The 18,923-nt window shown below is 53.0% G+C and carries 16 protein-coding genes; all 16 read left to right on the forward strand.

Annotation, left to right across the window (positions count from 1 at the left end; all coding sequences use genetic code 11):
• Window positions 1-396: 396 nt before the first annotated feature.
• The 16 genes from K9N21_07840 (at window position 397) to K9N21_07915 (ending at window position 18,722) form a co-directional block, all read left to right on the forward strand.
• A complete protein-coding gene (locus K9N21_07840; protein ID MCF8143813.1) occupies window positions 397-906 on the forward strand; it encodes a GspH/FimT family pseudopilin in 510 nt (169 codons plus the stop codon).
• Complete coding sequence (locus tag K9N21_07845; GenBank protein MCF8143814.1) at window positions 890-1,342, forward strand: type II secretion system GspH family protein; 453 nt, start codon at window positions 890-892, stop codon at window positions 1,340-1,342. The genes K9N21_07840 and K9N21_07845 overlap by 17 nt, the downstream gene beginning before the upstream one ends.
• A 47-nt stretch (window positions 1,343-1,389) precedes the next feature.
• Complete coding sequence (locus K9N21_07850; protein ID MCF8143815.1) at window positions 1,390-2,100, forward strand: prepilin-type N-terminal cleavage/methylation domain-containing protein; 711 nt, start codon at window positions 1,390-1,392, stop codon at window positions 2,098-2,100.
• A gap of 24 nt (window positions 2,101-2,124) precedes the next feature.
• On the forward strand, window positions 2,125-3,192 hold the full coding sequence (locus K9N21_07855) for a general secretion pathway protein GspK (protein MCF8143816.1): 1,068 nt from the start codon (window positions 2,125-2,127) through the stop codon (window positions 3,190-3,192).
• Between the two features lie 18 nt (window positions 3,193-3,210).
• On the forward strand, window positions 3,211-4,602 hold the full coding sequence (gene pilM / locus K9N21_07860; protein ID MCF8143817.1) for a pilus assembly protein PilM: 1,392 nt from the start codon (window positions 3,211-3,213) through the stop codon (window positions 4,600-4,602).
• 36 nt (window positions 4,603-4,638) lie between these two features.
• Window positions 4,639-5,196, forward strand: a complete 558-nt coding sequence (locus K9N21_07865) for a type II secretion system protein M (protein ID MCF8143818.1) — start codon at window positions 4,639-4,641, stop codon at window positions 5,194-5,196.
• Between the two features lie 19 nt (window positions 5,197-5,215).
• Entirely contained in the window at window positions 5,216-6,097 is an 882-nt protein-coding gene (locus tag K9N21_07870) for a hypothetical protein (protein ID MCF8143819.1), read from the forward strand.
• Between the two features lie 604 nt (window positions 6,098-6,701).
• Window positions 6,702-8,774: a type II secretion system secretin GspD gene (gspD, locus tag K9N21_07875; GenBank protein MCF8143820.1), complete on the forward strand. Its 2,073-nt coding sequence runs from the start codon at window positions 6,702-6,704 to the stop codon at window positions 8,772-8,774.
• 30 nt (window positions 8,775-8,804) lie between these two features.
• Entirely contained in the window at window positions 8,805-9,050 is a 246-nt protein-coding gene (locus K9N21_07880) for a four helix bundle protein (protein ID MCF8143821.1), read from the forward strand.
• Between the two features lie 106 nt (window positions 9,051-9,156).
• A complete protein-coding gene (locus K9N21_07885; protein ID MCF8143822.1) occupies window positions 9,157-9,966 on the forward strand; it encodes an ABC transporter permease in 810 nt (269 codons plus the stop codon).
• A gap of 4 nt (window positions 9,967-9,970) precedes the next feature.
• Window positions 9,971-11,179: an ABC transporter ATP-binding protein gene (locus K9N21_07890; protein ID MCF8143823.1), complete on the forward strand. Its 1,209-nt coding sequence runs from the start codon at window positions 9,971-9,973 to the stop codon at window positions 11,177-11,179.
• Window positions 11,180-11,182: 3 nt separating this feature from the next.
• Window positions 11,183-12,301 carry a glycosyltransferase family 2 protein gene (locus tag K9N21_07895; protein ID MCF8143824.1) on the forward strand — a complete coding sequence of 373 codons (1,119 nt, stop codon included), beginning with the start codon at window positions 11,183-11,185 and terminating at the stop codon, window positions 12,299-12,301.
• Window positions 12,298-14,109 carry a GNAT family N-acetyltransferase gene (locus K9N21_07900; GenBank protein MCF8143825.1) on the forward strand — a complete coding sequence of 604 codons (1,812 nt, stop codon included), beginning with the start codon at window positions 12,298-12,300 and terminating at the stop codon, window positions 14,107-14,109. The genes K9N21_07895 and K9N21_07900 overlap by 4 nt, the downstream gene beginning before the upstream one ends.
• 54 nt (window positions 14,110-14,163) lie before the next feature.
• Window positions 14,164-15,900, forward strand: a complete 1,737-nt coding sequence (locus K9N21_07905; GenBank protein ID MCF8143826.1) for a PIG-L family deacetylase — start codon at window positions 14,164-14,166, stop codon at window positions 15,898-15,900.
• Window positions 15,901-16,272: 372 nt separating this feature from the next.
• Window positions 16,273-17,244, forward strand: a complete 972-nt coding sequence (locus tag K9N21_07910) for a hypothetical protein (GenBank protein ID MCF8143827.1) — start codon at window positions 16,273-16,275, stop codon at window positions 17,242-17,244.
• Window positions 17,245-17,330: 86 nt separating this feature from the next.
• Window positions 17,331-18,722 carry a HAMP domain-containing histidine kinase gene (locus K9N21_07915; GenBank protein MCF8143828.1) on the forward strand — a complete coding sequence of 464 codons (1,392 nt, stop codon included), beginning with the start codon at window positions 17,331-17,333 and terminating at the stop codon, window positions 18,720-18,722.
• Window positions 18,723-18,923 lie beyond the last annotated feature (201 nt).

The raw sequence follows: 18,923 nt of genomic DNA on the forward strand, positions 1-18,923 counted from the left end.
ACGTGCGAAGAAGTTTGCCCGTGGGGGTCTCTGCTTCCCGCCCAGAAGGCGGGACAAAAACCGAATACAGCTCCTGGGGACGGCAGCAGGGCTTTACAATACAGTCTGTTCCAGCCCCAAGTACAGGCTTTCATGGGACGGTATGTCCTTGCTGCCTTTTCGTAAACATTATTCGGAGCCCGGGGGCGGCCGCCGAACGATACGACCGCATTTTATTGCAGATCTTGAGCAGAGACCCCCACGGGTGTCCAGAACGCTTCCGGGACTTGGGTGAAACCTTTTGGTTGCGGCTGTTAGGCCGCCTTGGGCAGATTGTCGAAAGGGAGGGGATTGAGGGATCTTAAATCAGGGGATTGCAATCTTCCCTCATCGGCAATCGGACATCGAAAACTGTCAATGCCCCTCGGTTTCACGCTGATTGAACTTCTGGTTGTGCTGGTGATTATCAGTGTGATGGTAGGCTTTGTGGGGCCCCGGTTGGCCGGGTCGATCAGCAATACGAGCCTGAAGACCGCGTCAAAACGGATCGCCGCCTCGCTGAGATACGCGCGGAGCCAGGCCATATCGGAAAGCCGGTCCTATGAGGCTGTCTTTGATCTGGAAAAGAACCAAATGATCGTTCGTTCGGGGCAAACGGCCCGGAAAGATGAGGCGGGGGAAGAGGACGATGCGATTAAAAAGGGTGTTTTCAAACCCTACCTCCTTCCCGACGACGTTCGATTCGAGAAGGCGATATGGAGAGACGAGGAAGGCGATTCGGGCCTGTTTCGGATTCTGTTCGTCCCTAACGGCGGAAGCAGCGGCGGAGAACTACTCCTGCGCAATAAACGGGGACATCGCTATCGGATAACGGTCGATGTCATTACCGGCACCGCGAAAGTGAGGAGCGATGAGACTGGATCCTGAGACTGGAAACATGGAGGTATGTTGCAGGGGGTTCACCCTCATTGAAATTCTTGTTGCCATATCGGTTCTTTCCATCGCTATGGTCGTGATCATGCAGCTCTTTTCCGGAGGCCTCAAATCGAGCAGACTCTCCGACGCATACACCAGAGGGGTTTTTCATGCAAGGGAGAAGATGGAAGAGATCCTCCTTGAGACGGAGTTCGAGGAAGGGGTGTTCGAAGGGGAATTCGACGATTCGTATTGGTGGCGATTCGAGGTCGTCCGGGAAGAACAGCCAGAGGAAGAAGCGAAAAAACTCCCTTTCGACGCCTATCACGTAAGGGTCGAAATTTTTTGGAATGAAGGGGAAAAGGAAAAAAACTTCGGCATCACCACCATGAAACTGGTGGAAAAGAAGAAGGACGGTGAACCGGCGATCGAGGGGCTGGGCAGTTAACCGCGTTTATGAAACCGGCACAGAGTATTTTATGCAGTACTTGGAGATTGTCAGGCTGGCATTTTCGTCAATTGCCGATTGTCAGTCGTCATCCGACGATTTCCTCAGGTTTTACCCTGCTGGAACTCATGATTTCCCTCACCATTATGGGGCTGATCCTGGTGCTGGTATTCGGGGCGCTCAGGATAGGTGCCCGGGCTTGGGAAAAGGGTGAGAGGGATGTCGAGACCCATCAGCGGCAGCGGTTTGTTCTCGATAATCTCAAGCGCCAGATCGCCTCTGTTTTTTTGCGCGAGATCAAGGCGGGAGAAGAGGAAGAAGGCGAGACCAAAGGGAAGGTCTTTTTCAGGGGCGATAGTGAGAGTATGGAGTTTATGTCGCGTGTCCCGATGTCTCCCCTGACCCGAACAGGGGTGGTTTATGTGAAGTATGTGGTGCGGGAAGATGACGGCGGAGACACCCGTCGGCTCCTCCTCTACGAGAAAGATGGTGTTTTTGTCAATCTGAAAGAAGACCTGGACGATATAGAGGATGACCAATTTTTCGAATTGATCACCGGCGCAGCGAGCATTGAATTCTCCTATCTGTACGGCTTCGAAGATGAGGATGAGGAGTTGCAATGGCAGGATAAATGGGACAACGATTCGGAGAAGGACATCCCTGTGGCAATAAAGATTGCCCTTCAGGAAGACGCTGACGCGGCGCCCATTTATGTGATCGTGCGTCTACAGGTCGAGGGGGATGAAAAAGGCGGGTGACGGGTTACCAATGATATGAAAGCCATGATGAAAGACGAAGCCGGGATTGCCCTCTTTTTAGTCTTGTGGGTCCTGACGCTTCTTTCGGTCATTGCAGGGGAGTTTTGTTTTGCCATGCGGACGGAGGTGAACATTACCCGCAATTTCAAGGACCAGACAATCAGCTATTATATCGCCCTGGCCGGGATAAACAGGGCCATCGGCGAAATGATTCGAAATGAGGTCATGCCTCCCACGAGGGTGTCGTCGATCGGGGTTCCGGGGCAACCGGAGGAGAAGGAGACTGAAGTCGAGGAAGAGAGGGAATTCTGGAGAATCAACGTGGAGATCCCTCCGGAGTCCTATGGCGAGGGAGTTTACCAAGTCAGGATCGAAAATGAGAGCGGTAAAATAAACCTTAACGGCGCAAATGAGGCCATGCTCAAGATGATGTTAAACCGATTCGATCTTGATGAGAATGAAAAAAGTGTTATCGTGGACTCAATTTTGGACTGGCGGGATAAGAACGATGTTCACCGCCTGAACGGCGCGGAGAATGAGTATTACCGGTCGCTCCCGAAACCGTATGAATGCAAGGATGGCGATTTCGATTCGGTGGAAGAGCTGCTGATGGTGAGGGGAGTGACACCCGAGATTTTTTACGGAGGACTTAAGAATATTGTAACCGTATTTAAGCCGCCGGTGAAACGTCAGAGGAGCACGGCGGGACGCGGCTTCAGAGTGGTTGGCGCGGATCTCAACAAAGTGAATATAAACGCTGCAACCAAGGATGTGCTGCTTTCCCTGCCCTCCATGACAGAGGACCTGGTTCAGCAGATTATGGATTTCAGAAAGGAATCAGACTTCAGGTCGTTGGCGGAAGTCACCGCTCTGGTGGGCGGGAGTGTGTATAATGCCATCTCTCCCTACATCACCCTGGAATCAAGCCCATACTTCAGCATCCGGTCCGTGGGTAAGATGGCCGATGGAAGGATTCAGCAGGGGATAGAAGCCTGGGTAGAAATCGACAGAAAGCTAAAAAAGGGATTCCGGATCGTACAATGGCGCGATCGCGCAGAGGAATCGGAACCGGCGACCTCGGACGGGGAGTGACGGCTGTGGAGGGTGGATTTGCTGTTCCAGACCAGTCTTGGAATTGATATACAGGACCATTCTGTATCATTGGCATATGTGAAGGCGTCTTTTAAGGGCATACGGCTGGCGGCCTATGCGGTCTATCCCCTCGAGGGAGAGGCCCCTTTCGAAGAGAACCTGGATGAGATCGGTGGGCTCATCAGGGACTTCATGACAAAAAACCGCGTTTCCGCCGGCGCTGTTTTCTCTGGGATGCCGCGCAGCAAGGCCATCATCAGATACGTGGAACTGCCTTCGGCGGTCAAGGAAAATCTTAGGGAGAGCCTGGGCTATGAAATGGAAAAATATATCCCTCTTCCGGGAGATGATATCTATTTTGACTACCAGATCGTTTCAGAGGACAAGGAATCGGGAAAACTGAAGCTGCTCCTTGTGGCGGCCAGAAGAGAAGCCATAGATAAGCATCTCGATCTTGCCGCGCATATCGGTATCGGGATTTCGGGGAGTGAGATTAGCTCAACAGCCATTGCCAATTACTTTGCAAACCTTGAGGGTACTGATGGGACAGGCCCGCTTGCCATCGTTTCTTTGAGAGATGATCACCTGGAAATTGATGGCGTCAAAGGCGGTTTTCTGGAATATTCGAGGTGGGTTGATCTTACGGAATGGGCTTCGGATCCGGATGGTGTTATCGCCCGGGAGCTGGAAAGGGGGAAGGAGGATCTTGAATCGGATCAGGATCGCTTGTCCATCGCTTTTTGCGGCTTTGATGAACCCCCCGAAGCAGTTGAGAATTTCAAGTTAGATGACAATTTCGATATTCGTCCCATAGACCTTTCCAGAAGGGGACTTCCTTCGTCTGCCATGATCCCGGCCTACAGTTTGGCCTTGAAAGGCATCCGAAAGCCGCAGACCGATATTAATCTTGTGCCAAAGGAGCGCCGGAGACGGCCCAACAGGACCGGTCAATACACCCTGATCGCCCTGTCCGGGCTCCTTATCCTTTTGGCCCTTGCCTGGGGCAGTGGAAATATTATCTCTCAGCAGCTTTATTCGAGGCGGTTGAATGGGGAGATTGCCCGACTGGGGGTCGAGGTCAAGAATATCGAACAGACGCGGATACAGTCCGAAAAAATCGAAATCCGGATTGACTACTTGAACTCTTTATATTCAGGACGCATTCCCCTCTTGGAGGTCCTCAAAGAACTGAGCTTGAGCGTGCCCAAGAACGCCTGGGTCAGACGGTTGATCATTTCGGACGGGAAGGTGGAAATGATTGGGGCCGCCGACGCTGCATCGGAATTGATACTTTCCCTCGAGGCCTCTCCTCTTTTCACAGAGGTGGCGTTCCTATCATCCATCACAAGAAGGGGCCAAGAGAACAAAGAGGTCTTCAGGATCGGCTTGAAGCTCAATCAGCCGTCCTGATATTGCGGCATCAAAATAGGATTTTTCAAGGTATCCATGTTCAAAATCGATTTTCGAAGGAAACATGTTTTTGTGGCGTTAGCCGTATTGCTGGCCCTGGCCATGGGTTATCGGTTTTCCCCCGCGCTTAAGGATTTCTTCTCGCCGAACCAGCAGATTGCGCTGATGGAGAAGAGACTCCAAAAATATCAGGAAATAGTGGATTCCGGGAAGGACCTGAACGACAGGCTTGATTCCCTAAACAAGAAGGCCCAGGAGTTGGAGTCCAGACTTTTGGAGGGGAAAACCCCTTCCCTCGCAGCGGTTGAGGTACAAAACATTATGCAGCAGGCTGCGGCGAAGAGTGCTGTTCAGATCAGCAGCGTGAGGGTCTTGTCCGACAAGAAGCTGGAACCATATGGGTATGTTCTTGTGCCGGTTGAATTTCAGATGCTCCCCACCATCAGACAATTGAAAGAGATCCTGTACCAACTTGAGGCCTATCACAAATATCTGACAGTGGAGAAGCTTGTTGTTCAAGAGTATAATAAGAGGGATCGGCAGCTTCGCTGCGCCATTACTCTGGCGGGTGTAATGAAGAGGAATGAAAATTGAGATTGGGAGATCTGCACCGATGCTGCTAAAAATATGGCTGATGAATGTGATCTTGGCCGTAGCCGTTTTTTTTGCAGGGATGAAATCAATAGAGGTTTGGACGGAAAGACGCACACCCCACATCAGTTCAACCAAGGGCACTTTAGCGTGGACGGAAAAGAGTCTGGAGAAAAAGACGCTCCCTCCTGAAGCTGATTACGAGGTTGTTGTGAGTAATAACCTTTTCTTTGCCGACCGTTCCGAGATTCTTGAGAAATCATCAACAAATGGGCCGGCCTCTGTTCAGCAGGCTGTGGGAGCACAGCTCCAAGGATTGGAGCTGGCCATCAAACAGATGAATCTCTATGGGGTTATTATGGTCGGTGATCATAAGGAGGCCCTTATCGCTTCGGCTTCTCCTGTCAAGAGGCCCGGGACCCCCGCGAAGGATGGGGTCAAACGCGCAAGGGAGGGCGATATGGTGGGAAAATTCAAGGTGGAGGAGATCCGCAGCACGAGTGCGCTGCTCACTGCGGGTGGGTATGAATGGCAGATTACCATCTTCGACAAGGATAACCCCAAAAAACGTGTTCCTGTCAAAAAGGAGGCCGGTCCGATTGTGGTTGGCGCTGACGTCAAGCCGGAGGCCGGGAAGGCATCCGGAGGCGATGAGGAAAAAGCGCCGGTGGCCCCCCCTGCAATCCCAGCAAAGGGGAGGGCTGCACCTGGGACCGGCGAGGCACCTGGAGGCGAGCGGAAAAATGGACAATCGCCCGTGCCTCCAGGTGCCACGCAGGCGATGCCTGAAAAAACGGCAAACCAAGAACAAACAACGCCTGAATCCCCCAGAATTAATCCTGCCACCATATGGAGAGGGTCTCCACCACCCATGCCGAATTTGCCGAGGCCTGCAAAAAGGTAAGCACTCTCCATATTTCATCAAAAAAACGAACGATAGCGGTTGAAAAGGGTATTTCAGGATGTTACATCGAAAAAAAGCAGTTGGGATACTCCGGCGTTTAAAGCTGAAAAGACCCCGAACACACCTGCACGGAAATTCCTCATGGTACTGTGGATACGGTGATTCCGGTCGATGACGGAAGCGATGATGGAACCTTGGACATTGCTGAAAAACTTGGAATTGAAACATTTTATATAGTGTCCTGAACGAAAACCCCGTTCAGGCACAATTACGAATTGAGGAATTGCGGATTCCGAATTGATGGAATAGAGTTGAAATTAATAAAACCAAGTTTTCGATTCCACCCTTTTTGGATTTCCGAGTTTTCGTTCATACACTATATAGTTCTAGGCCCATTCAGGGATGCGAAACTTGAGGTAGATATTTTATGAAACGGATATGGTTCACGAAATCGGGGTGTGGGTGGATGTCTCTGCTCCTAATGGCTTTTCTGTGGAGCTGCGCCGGCCCGCAACCATCAAAGGAGACCGATGTCCTCAAGGTCGAGCGGATGGACAACTCCCTTTCACCTTCCTTGCCGGAATCAGGGCGAAAAAATGCCGGCATGAATAAGCAAGAAGCGCATAAGCAGGAAGAGAAGGTGCGTGCTGATACGGAAAGAGGTCCGGCGACCGGGCAAACAACGGCGTCCGCATCCCCGGAACCAAAAGCCAAGGCGGATACGCCGGGTATTTCAAAGCGCGCACCCGCCCATACGGCTCCGGGACCTGCTGAAGCGCCAAAAACGTCGGCCCCCACGGAAAAGGAAGGCCCGAAGATCGTTCTCAATTTTGACAATGCGGACCTTTATGCCGTGATCAGCACCATCGCCGAATTGCTGGAGATCAATTATATTGTTGATCCCAATGTCACGGGGAAGGTGACCATCAGCACGGCCGGCGGTCTCTATAAAAAGGACCTTTTTCCTGTTTTCCTCCAGATATTGGAGGTCAACGGTCTCACCGCCATCAAAGAGGGGAGCCTGTACCGAATTGTCCAGTTGAAGGACAGCACGCGGATGCCGATCGAGATGCGCCTCTCGGATCAGGACGAAGACACCCCGCCCATGGACAAGGTCATCATTCAGATCATTCCCCTCCAGTTCATAGCTGCCCAGGAGATGGTGAAGCTGTTGACCCCCTTTGTATCCGACGGGGGGACCATCGTCTCCGACACCGCCTCAAATACCCTTATGGTGGTGGACAAGGGGACCAATATTCTGAAGATATTGAGACTGGTGCAGACCTTTGACATCAATATGCTCGAAAAGGTCTCCTACAAGGTTTACCCGGTCAAATATCTCGATGTTGAAGAGGTGTCCAAAACCCTTACCGATTTTACCTCCTCTTATGGAGAGGTCAGCAACGTCTTTGTCAAATTTATCCCCATCACTCAGCTGAATACCCTCTTTGTCGTGAGCACCAGCCCCATTGTATTTAGCAAGGTGGAGGAAATTCTCCGTCAAATCGACGTGATCGACAGGGAGGTGGCGCCCAAGGTCTATGTCTATTTTGTCAAGAACGGAGAGGCGGAAAACCTGGCCGATCTTCTGGACCGAGTGTTCAATAAAAAATCGTCTAAGAAGAAATCAAAGGAGAGCAAGACCGCGGGGTCTGGCGCCGTTTCCAAGAATCCCTTTTCCCGGGAGCGTGTGGCAGAAAAAAAAGCAGAAGAGACCGCTGCCAAATCCAGGGCCGAAGCGCCTGCCGAGAAGGCCCCTGTAACTGTAGAAGGCGAGGCCCCCGGGGCCGGCACCTTGATGGGAGAGGTGAATATCACCCCTGATGAGAGACGGAATGCCCTCATCATCGAGGCCGTCCCTTCTGATTATCGGATCATTGAAAATATCCTGCAAACGATCGATGTCCTGCCGAGGCAGGTGCTGATCGAGGCCACCATCGCGGAGATCACCCATTCGTCGAGCCGCGAGTTGGGCATGGAGTGGGCCCTTGGAAAAGGCGCTGCCGCAGGTGCGGCAAGCTTCATGGCTCGAATAGGAAGGGCCGGCCTCAAGTATTCCATCGGTGTGACCGACGAATGGTATGCCGAACTCAGCGCCCTCGCCTCAAAGGGCCTCGTGAATGTTATCTCCTCTCCCCATGTTCTGGCATCCGACAACAAAGAGGCAAAGATCGATGTCTCCAGAGAGATCCCGGTGGCAAGTGGACAGACCTTTGTATCGTCCGGTTCAACCATATCCGAGACCGCCATCGAGTATCGGGACACGGGCGTGATTCTCTCCGTCACTCCCCACATCAACGATCGGGGCCTGGTCACCATGGACATCAATGAGGAGGTCAGCGATTTGGACAAGGATGTGAATGTGGCGGGCCAGAATTACCCCTCTTTTTTCAAGCGGATCGTCACGACGACGCTGACCGTAAGACACGGTCAGACCATAGCGATCGGAGGCCTGATCAAGGATAGGGAGTCCGACAATGTCAGCGGCGTGCCGTGTCTGATCGACATCCCGGTGGTCCGGTATCTGGCCGGGCTAAACACGAAAGCGACGGAAAAAATTGAGCTTATCGTCCTGCTGACGCCCAGGGTCGTTGCCAATCTGGATGATGTTGATGCGGTGACGGAGGAATTCAAGCAGAAAGCAAGAAATGTCGTGAAGCGGTTTTTTCCAAAATGAGTTAAGGACGGAAGGATGGAATGATGGAATATCTCGGAAGGGTACTGTCGGAGGAGTCTGAAAGAGTATTTGAATCAACCGAACATTGCCCTTGGTTCGTGTGGAGAGTTCAACTCCTGCTATGAGAGTTTCAAACAAGCAGGCCAAATCACAGACGATGAATACGAGCGATTAGACAGCCTCCACTATAAAGTTGAGAATGAATTGCTTAAATTGATCCAATCGCTGCAGAAAAAGCAAAAGGAAGACGTTTGGGAGGACAACTTCCTCCAATGACCCAAACACCGATGCCATCACTGCGTCGCCCCATTATTGCATCATTCCACCATTCCACCATTCCATTATTCCAATATTTGCCTATTCCGTCATTCCAATTTCGTTCATGACCCTTCTTTCTCTCATCGGACGCTGGCTGAAGGTCCCGGTTCGGTTCCGGACGCTTTTCTGGGGATTCGTGAGCAACGAGATCCGCGGACGTTTTGCGGGGTCCATCGGCGGCTTTGTCTGGAGCCTGCTGACCCCGCTGGCCAATCTCTTAATATATATCTTTGTGTTTTCAGTGGTGCTGCAGATCCGCCTGAAACCGATGGAAACCGGTACCGACAGCTTCGCGGTCTTCTTTCTGGCCGGGATGCTGCCGTGGCTGGCCTTTTCAGAGGCGCTTAACGGTTCCACGGATCTTTTTCTGGGAAGGGCCAATCTGATTACCAAGATATCCTTTCCTTTAGAACTCCTCCCGCTGACAGGCGTCATCGTGCCTTTTTTTCTAAATGGTCTCGGATTTGTCATGTATCTGGGGTATCTGGTCCTGAAGGGGTACGCCCATGTGGGGTGGCTCTGGCTTCCGGTGGTGATCGCCGTGCACATGGCATTTACCCTCGGCCTGGTTATTCTGATATCGAGCCTGACCGTCTTTTTAAGGGATATCAAGCAGTTCATTGGGATTGTCATTTCATTGTGGTTCTTTTTGACGCCGATCATCTATCCCCTCGGCATGGTCCCGCAAGGATATCGATGGCTGATCAAATTCAATCCGATGTATCCGTTTATCGAACTCTACCACCAGGTGTTATTGCAGGGCACCTTTTCGTGGGCGATGCTCGGATACGCTATCGGACTGGGCGCCATTCTGCTGGGGGGCGCCATCCTTTTTTTCGAACGTTCCAAGTATGCCTTTGCGGATGTCTTGTAGGGAGATGGAAAAGATATCGGCGGCGGTGGATGCGCAACATCTGACAAAGGAGTACAGGGTCTACCGGAAGCCTTTTGACCGTCTCAAAGAAGCCCTTCGTCGTCGGGCCTGCCATGACCTTGTTGCAGCGTTAACCGATGTTTCTTTTCAGGTAGTCCCGGGCGGTACGTTAGGGATCATCGGTGAGAACGGCGCCGGCAAGTCGACCCTGCTGAAGATACTGGCCGGCACGGTAAGACCCACTTCGGGAAAACTTACGCGCAGGGGCAGACTGGCGGCCCTCCTGGAGCTGGGTTCCGGCTTTCATCCGGAATTCAGCGGGCGACAAAACATCTACCTGAATGCCGCCCTGTTAGGGCTGGAAGAGAGGGAAATCAGGGAAAAAGAAGACGCGATTATCGAGTTTTCCGAATTGGGAGACGTCATTGACCGGCCTGTGAAGACATATTCATCGGGAATGTATCTCCGGCTGGGGTTTTCCATTGCAACGAGTGTCGATCCTGAGATCCTGATCGTTGATGAGGCCCTGGCCGTGGGGGACCAGAGATTTCAGCAGAAGTGCGTTGACCGGATGGCAACATTCAGGAAGAGCAATAAGACCATCATTTTCTGCAGCCACAGCATGTATCTGGTAAATGAATTGTGTGCCGACAGTATCTGGCTGTATAACGGACGGGTCCGCGGCTATGGCAAGACATCTCATGTGGTTTCCGAATATCTCGCGTACATGGAGGATACCGGGGAAATGCACCCTCCACCGGTTAACGGGGGCCCTCGGGAAAGCGCCTCAAGGCCGGACGTGGTGATCGAAGAGATAAGGCTCCTGGACGATGAAGGCAAGCCATTCGAACAGATCGAGCAGTTTCAAGCCCTGATATTTCAGGTGCGGACCCGTTGCATCGGCCCACCCATAAGAGGACATGTGAGCATCGGATTTGAGACGATGGAGGGTCAGCGGATTTTTGCAACCACCACCAAGCTTTGCGGTCTGCGGCCGGTTGAGTTCACCGGGGAGAGAATTATCGAACTGGTGATCCCGTCCATCCCGGTGGTGGGAGGGATATACCGGGCCAGGGCGAGGGTGGGGGATGAACATGCCATGACGGTCATACACGAATTAAACAGCGAACCGTTCCAGATCGAGAGCGACCGTCCGGAAGTCGGCATGGTTTGGATGAAACACCTCTGGCGGTTTCCAGGCCCCAGCATCTGAGATGTGAGAACACTCGCTATTACCGTCAATTATAAGAGTTCAGACCTGACGCAGCAGGCGGTTCAATCGGTCCTGGACGCCGAATCCATGGGTCCGGTTCGAGTGGTGGTGGTGGACAACAGCGAGGACAGGGAGGAGGCAGAGAAATTACAACGATGTCTTCCTCCGGGAGTCGTCCTGCTGGCGAGTCCTGAGAATATCGGTTTTGGCCGTGCCTGCAACCTGGCCTTTGAACAGTTTGAAGGAGACCAGGTTCTCCTCCTCAATCCGGATGCCAGACTCCTGCCGGGCTGTCTGCGCCATCTTCAACAGCTCCTTTCTTCTTCCCCTCGTGTCGGGGCCGTCTCCCCACAGATCTTCTGGGATGATGCGCTCAATTTCTATCTCCCTCGGTCTATTCCCACAGCGCTGTTTGAATTTCAGGAGGCTTTTAGTTCACTAAATCCTCAGGCGCCCATAAACAGATTCCTGAGCGCTGCCTGGCGATATTCGTGTATCAGGGTCTGGCAATCTCGACACCCCGTCCGGGTAAGCAACCTTTCCGGCGGCCATGTCCTCTTGAAGAGAGAGGCCGTGATCCGGGCCGGAGGTCTGTTCGATCCCGGGTTCTTTCTCTATTTTGAGGACACTGACCTGTTTGTCCGCCTGAGAAAGAGGGGGTATCTCCTTTTGGTGGAACCCAGGGCCAAGGTGGTGCACTATGTGGACCAGTGCGGGGAAGATCGGGCGTGGAAACAACAGATGATGGTCCGATCTCGTGCGAGATTGCTGGAGAAGCATGCCTCCGGTTTCAGCCGTTGCGCAGGGAAGACGGCCGGTCGTTTGGGCCTGGGCTTGAGGGGCCGGAGCAAGGGGGTTCCGCCACCAAACTTCACAGCGCCCTTTGTCCTGAATGTGCCGCCATCCCTGCAGAAGAAATGGCTTTTTGAGGTGAGCCCCCACCCCAACTTTGTTCCGTCAGCAGGTCGTTTTGGAAAGGGCCCGCGGATGGTGTTTCCTCAGAAGCAGTGGAATCTTATGGCTCCCGGGCAGTATTTTGGGCGTTTGGGAAGTCCTGCAGGGTTTGGTAAACGATTTCTTACCGTATCCTGGTTCGTCGACAGCGGTATCTCAAGACCATGAAAAACGATCCCCTCATCTTTAATCTTCCGGCCCCGTTCAACTATTACCGGTTGATCTCCGACAGCGACCATCTCCATTTCGGGCTTTGGCCCGAGGAGACCCCGGAGATGATCTCTGTTGAAGAGGCATTGGAGAATATGTTCGATCGGCTGGTCTCCTGCCTGCCCGAACCGCCTGCCAGGATCCTGGACGTGGGCTGCGGATTGGGGCTTTCCGCCCATCTCTTGAGCTCCAGGGGGTTCGATGTAACCGCTATCGCCCCTTCTCCCGAACTCATCGAATATGCCGTTCGACGATACGGAACCCTGGGTGCGGATTACAGGGTCCTCGATTATTTTGATACCGATGCCGCCGTATTTGAGGAAGGGATGTATGATGCGCTCTTCTTTCAGGAGAGCCTGCAGTATCTTCATCCGCTCCATGAGGCGATGCGAAAGGCACGGTATCTGTTAAAAGAGAAGGGCCTGATCGTCATCGGTGACGAGGTCTGTTACGATCAAACGATCCAGTCTGAAACCGCGGTGCACATGGCCCGGGATATCTATGCCGCCCTTTCAGAACACGGATTTCGGGTCATGGAAAACGATGCGCTGGGCAGGCGGGTGTTGCCTACATGCGAGATCGCCGTGAACCGGTTAGAAACCCGGATCGATGAGATTGTCTCTGTTCTTGACGATCCGGATGCGGAAGACAAGCTGCATTTTTTTCTTGAGGGGTGGCGAAAACAGGCCTCCTGGTATGAGAGCGGCCGATTCGGCTACGAGATTTTTGCGGGCAAGAAGGACCCGTTTTCTATCCGTCCATATGCGGAAGGGGATGAACATACGATTCTCCCCCTGTTCAATGAGACATTCAAGACAGAGCGAACTCTTGATCACTGGTACTGGAAATTCAGAGACAATCCCTATGGATCTCACAGGATATGCGTGGGTGTTTCCCCGGAAGGGGAGATTGTGTCTCAATATGCAGGATATCCTCTCCCCTTCTGTTCCACCCTGGAGGGGGATGGATTCCCCCGGTCTTTTTTGACGGTCCATGCGGGGGATACGTTTACCCATCCCCGGGTGAGACGGATCGGACTGGGGAAGACGGGGCTCCTGGCCAGGACCACGTTCTATTATTATGCAAAATTTCTTGAGGGAGCGGTTCCTTTTGCCTTTGGTTTCAACACCGCAACCATCAAGAAGTTGGGTGACCGCTATCTCGGTTACCGGTTTGGAGCTCCGGTTGTTTTGTGGAAAAAAGGGCTTTCTTCAGAGGCAAATGAACGGCCCGGTTTTCTCAAGACGATCTTCTCCGGATTAAGGGTGGAGGAGGTCCATTCGATCGGCCCTGAATGGGATGATTTCTTTGCCCGGGTCAGCCCCACCTATGAGTTCCTGGTCAAAAGGGATGCCGCCTACCTTCAATGGCGATATGTGGACTGCCCTGATAAGCGCTACCGAATCTTCGCCGTACGGAAGAGGGGGACCCTGGTGGGGTGGAGTGTATTCGAGGCAAGGGGCGCAAGACTTATCTGGGGCGATGCCCTATTCGCCAGCCGTTTTCTCGAATCCGTCTCCTTGCTCTTGCGGCACGTTCTGACGGCCTATCCTGAGCCTATGGAGACCGTCGAGGCCTGGTTTTCCCGAAATCCGAAGTGGTGGTGCGACCATCTTCAATCGATCGGTTTCGAAGCCGTACCGGAGCCGGACGGTCTGACCCTCTGTTACCGGACATTCCGGAACCCGATGTTGGATGACACTGCAGTGACAAAGAGACTTGCGGATCATTTCTATTATACCCGGGGGGACAGTGATCTTTTTTAGTCCGCAGATTTCACAGAGGGTCCGGAATATCCTATTCTGAAAAGGTTGATGAGAATGCTCACAGAAGATGCATTGATTCCGTTTCATTCTACCGATCCGACGGGGAGGAAGGTCCTGGTCCTGGCCCCCCATCCCGATGACGAGACCTTCGGGTGCGGAGGTACGTTGGCCCTCCATGCAACGGCCGGTGATCCTGTGAAGGTCGTTTTTCTCACCAATGGGGACCAAGGCGACAGTTCGGGAAAATATGAGAAGGATGAATACATTACCCTGCGGCAGAATGAGGCGAAGGAGGCCTGCACCCGCCTCGGCATAATTGACCTGGAATTCTGGCCCTACGGCGACAGGTCCCTGGCCGGTTCCCGGGGGGCGTTGCGGCGGATGATCGATCTGCTTGAAGATTTCCGACCCCGGATCGTCTATGCGCCCTCTCCGCTGGAGTTTCATCCGGATCATCGGGCGGCATGCTTTCTGCTCTGCGACGCCCTTCACAGCTATACGCCCGACCTTGATGTGGCTTTTTGTGAAATCGGCCAGCCTGTCCGGGTCAACCGCCTGGTGGACATCACCGGCGTGTCGCAGCAAAAGCGCCGGGCAATAGACGCCTATGTGAGCCAGCTCAGAGAACGGCCATACGGCGAGATCAGTCTTGCCCTGGATCGATACAGAAGCCTGACGCTGGGGGAGGACGTGACGTATGCCGAGGGGTTCTCCGTATGGGGGGCGGACATCATCCGAAAAATCGGGCCTTATGGGATCCCTCTTCAGCAGGCGGCAAGACTCCTGCCGGGCCCGGGGGAGGGAGGGCCTCTGGTTTCGGTGATTGTTCGAACCAAGGATCGCCCGGTCCTCCTGGCGAACGCCCTTAAATCTATTGCCGAACAGACCTATGCCAATCTGGAGATCGTGGTGGTCAACGACGGGGGAGAGGATGTAAGGGACGTGGTAAATACGGTGGCCGGGGGTATCCCGGCCCATTATATCGCCCATGAAACGTGCAAGGGAAGGGCGGCTGCGGCCAACGCGGGGCTGTATGCCGCAAAGGGCCTTTACCTCAATTTTTTGGATGACGATGATCTGCTTTATCCGGACCATATTGAGACGCTTGTCCGCCGACTTCAATCCGATAGAGAACACATCGCCTATACAAGCGTGCTGAGCGCTTATTTTAACGGACCTCCGGAATACCCTGAAAACTGCGCCAGAAGGGTCGTCGACCATGACATCGACTTCGACCCGGAGCGATTGCTCTTTCAAAACTATATCCCCATTATGAGCGTTTTGTTTCATCGGGATGTCCTTCAGAAGGTGGAAGGCTTTGATCACCGGCTGGACCTGTTTGAGGACTGGGATTTTTGGATCAGGGCCTCGCGGCATTTCCGCTTTCATCACATCGACAAAATAACCGCCGAATACCGGTTTTATGACTCAGAAACCACGGACGCCGCACACCACAAGAAATACGCCTTTGCTCAGGCCCAGGCGGAAATTTTCGACCGGGTGACCCCTTTCTTGACAGGGAAAATTTGGACAAACCTGTTGAACAGCGACTTTCTGGATGAACTCAGGCGCGGCCGGAAGGGCGTAAAATTAAACAGCCGATATGAACATGGTGAAACTCTCCTCAATGACGACGAAAAGAGACTGCAAAGGGCCGAGACCCTGATAACGGAATTGAGAAGGAAAGATGAGGAGAACCAGAGACGGCTTCAGGAGATACTTTCCTCCAGGGGATGGCTGTGGCTGGACCGGTTCAGAAGAATGAAACGCAAGCTGACCGGCGGGGTTTAAGTGGAGGCAGACCGTTGGCAGCCGATTCTGAAACGGCACTGTCCAACCGGTTCGAAAATGGATTTTTGAAATTTGTTCCATACCCACCTTGATTGATGCAGTATTGTCAGTCTTACACCATTCAAAAACGGGAAATGTGGGGAATATCATGCCGCAAAACCTATGATGTTGCGTATAGCTGCCTTTCCACAAAGGTTAAGCCCTCAGAGAGCGTTGGCTCGTTGCGCTTTACTTCTTTTGATGTGGCTTTGGAGAAAAAGCCCCCGTATTCTCTGCCATATTTTGAAAGGGCTGGAGGCACCTTTAGCGGCCTGGCTGTCTCAGGGGTGGAAAGGGGGCGGGTGAAGAAATGAAATCAGCCCGGAACCGATAATGAATTGGGTCAACTGCTTTGCTTTTCTGGCGCTTAAGATGTGTGGATCCGGGCTGCTTCTAACGGTTTCGTGTCTGATTTTGTTTGGGTTGCCCCCCGCCTACGCCAACCCATCTTCGTCAGTCAGGGTAGCCATCGTCGTATCCAGGCATATCAGTCCCTATCTGGAGGCTGTTGAAGGGCTCGAAGCTGGCCTTGCCGATACGTCTGACGTCAAAACCCAGGTCTTCAATCTTGAGAAGTTGGATGAAAAGGAGCGCGTCGAGCGATTCGCGGGGGAAGGCGTGAAGGAATTTGCCCTTTTTGTAGCCGTGGGCCCAGAGGCTGCCCAATACCTTTGGAAAGGGATCGGGAAAACAGATGCGTCAAGAACATACTGTATGGTTCTGAACCCCGAAAAGGTAATCAATGAAAGAGAGAGGAGATGCGGAATTCCCCTGAATATTCCTGTTAAGACCCAGATTGAGATGATCCGCCGGGGGTTTCCGTCTGCCGGACGGGTGGGACTTCTTTATGATCCTGAACACAACGCCGAGTTTCTTCATAAGGCAACGGTAGCTGCTTCCGTCCTGGACCTTACGGTCGTTCCCATAAGCGTCTCGTCAAAAAAGGATATCCCTTCGGCGTTGGAGCGCCAATGGAACCATCTGGACGCCCTGTGGCTCATCCCCGATCGCACCATCATATCGGAGAGCATTGTTAAGTATTTGATAAAGAAGGCTTTCCTGAGAAAGGTGCCGGTGGTGGGGTACAACCGTTTTTTTTATGAGGCGGGCGCCGCCTTGGCCTTTGTGTTCGATTATAATGAGCTTGGACAACAGTGCGCTCACAACGCCCTGAGGATACTGGCGGGAGAAGACTGCCGGGACACGCCGCCCGTTTTTCACGTGTGGGTCAACGAGACAGTTGCCGAGAAGCTTGGACACAGGCCCCCTGACGGGTATCCGCCTCCGCTTGAATTGGGTCCATAAAGGATTTTGATTGAGGAATTGAGGGATTATTGCAGAGGCTGAGGACCGATCCTTGAGAAGATTGGACTCTCAAGAAGGCTGACTCATTGAAGAAAATAGGCATACATCTAAGGCTCTTATTGTCTGTGTTTGCGCTCATCACCGCTACCACGTTTGCCCTCGGCTACGCAGGCATCAGTATCTCCCGCCAGTTTATTCAGGAGCGGTTCGAAAAACGGATCTCCTTTTTGGCAAAGTATCTTGCGCTCAATGCAGAATTGGGCGTGCTAATCGATAACAAGGGGATGCTGAAAAAACTCGCCGCCAACCTGATGACCGAGGACGACGTGGCGAGGGTCATCATTTCAGACAAAGACAAGCGGGAACTCATTGCCTTATCAAAAGATGTTCCAGGCCCGCAATTTACCGTGGAGGAGCCGGTCCTGCTCTCAGGGTCGGAATCGTACGAGGAGATGTTCGACTCATCTTCGCTTCCCGGTCGGGGGACGAACGTTATCGGAATGGTTCAAATTACCTATAGCACCGTCTACATCGAGCAGATCCTGACGGTTATGGGGAAACGGTTCATCTGGTTTTCCGCCGGGTTGACCTGTCTGGCCGGGCTGATTTTCTATTTTATTTCCCGTTCGATGGTACGGCCGGTGACGCAACTTGCCCAGGTGGCGCGGGAGGTGGCCCGTGGGGACTTGGCGTTGCGGGCCCAAACCGGGGGGCTTCCCGAGACAAGGGACCTGTCTGTGGCCTTTAATTCCATGCTCGACTCGCTCAAATCCAGCCGGGATGAGCTCGAAAGCGCCTATCAGGAGATCATTCACCAGAACGCCTTGGCCGAAGTTGGGAAGTTCTCCCTGATGATTGCCCATGAGGTCAAGAATCCGTTGAGCATTATCAAAAGCTCCCTGGACGTCCTCAAGAGCGATGCTGATCTCTCCAAAAACGACACGGTGATCTACTATATGGAAGACGAGATCCGACGGCTCAACACGATGATTGAAGACTTCCTGGCCTTTGCCAGGCCGGGTCGGCCCTGTTTTCGCCAGGTGGACGTGAGCGGCCTGCTCAGGGAGACGGTAGAAAGATTCGAGATACAGAAGACGGGGGCCGGGGTAGCGATACATTCCCGTATCGAACCGGGCCTGGGCCACGATAGGATGGACCCCGACATGTTTGCAAGGGCCGTTGCCAATATCCTGAAAAACGCATTCGAGGCAAATGGCGACAAGGGCGAGATTTGGGTGTCGGCTGTGAGGGAAGACAACGCGGTTCGAGTCGAGATTGAAGACCAGGGGAGCGGGATTGACAAGGCCGATATCCACAGGATCTTCGATCCGTTTTATACCACACGGTCAAAGGGGACCGGTCTGGGACTGGCCTATGCCTACCAGGTGGTCAGCGTTCACAAGGGGTCGGTCACCGCGCAAAACCGGGACGGGGGAGGGGCCTCTTTCCGCATCGAAATCCCCCTCCCTGCATCTTGATATAAAGACACGTCTCACACAGAGCCACAGAGCCACAGAGAGAAACCAAATATCATGCGAATTGAGGGATTGAGGTTCTATGCATAAGGCTTGCGGACAAGTGAGCTGCTTATTGGTCAACCCACAGTAAAAAGGCTTTTCTTTGTGTCTTTGTGCCTTTGTGTGAGAATTTTTGTGTGCGGTTATGCCGCGTTAGTCACT

This window comes from Deltaproteobacteria bacterium (assembly GCA_021737785.1).
Taxonomy (GTDB): Bacteria; Desulfobacterota; DSM-4660; order Desulfatiglandales; family Desulfatiglandaceae; genus AUK324.

What these genes read in the sequence shown, in the direction of transcription:
- K9N21_07840 (MCF8143813.1), top strand. Translation starts at nt 397, where the DNA reads ATGCCCCTCGGTTTCACGCTGATTGAACTTCTGGTTGTGCTGGTGATT.
- K9N21_07870 (MCF8143819.1), top strand. Translation starts at nt 5,216, where the DNA reads ATGCTGCTAAAAATATGGCTGATGAATGTGATCTTGGCCGTAGCCGTT.
- gspD (MCF8143820.1), top strand. Translation starts at nt 6,702, where the DNA reads ATGAATAAGCAAGAAGCGCATAAGCAGGAAGAGAAGGTGCGTGCTGAT.
- K9N21_07910 (MCF8143827.1), top strand. Translation starts at nt 16,273, where the DNA reads ATGAATTGGGTCAACTGCTTTGCTTTTCTGGCGCTTAAGATGTGTGGA.
- K9N21_07890 (MCF8143823.1), top strand. Translation starts at nt 9,971, where the DNA reads ATGGAAAAGATATCGGCGGCGGTGGATGCGCAACATCTGACAAAGGAG.
- K9N21_07865 (MCF8143818.1), top strand. Translation starts at nt 4,639, where the DNA reads ATGTTCAAAATCGATTTTCGAAGGAAACATGTTTTTGTGGCGTTAGCC.
- K9N21_07855 (MCF8143816.1), top strand. Translation starts at nt 2,125, where the DNA reads ATGATGAAAGACGAAGCCGGGATTGCCCTCTTTTTAGTCTTGTGGGTC.
- K9N21_07905 (MCF8143826.1), top strand. Translation starts at nt 14,164, where the DNA reads ATGCTCACAGAAGATGCATTGATTCCGTTTCATTCTACCGATCCGACG.
- K9N21_07885 (MCF8143822.1), top strand. Translation starts at nt 9,157, where the DNA reads ATGACCCTTCTTTCTCTCATCGGACGCTGGCTGAAGGTCCCGGTTCGG.
- K9N21_07845 (MCF8143814.1), top strand. Translation starts at nt 890, where the DNA reads ATGAGACTGGATCCTGAGACTGGAAACATGGAGGTATGTTGCAGGGGG.
- K9N21_07900 (MCF8143825.1), top strand. Translation starts at nt 12,298, where the DNA reads ATGAAAAACGATCCCCTCATCTTTAATCTTCCGGCCCCGTTCAACTAT.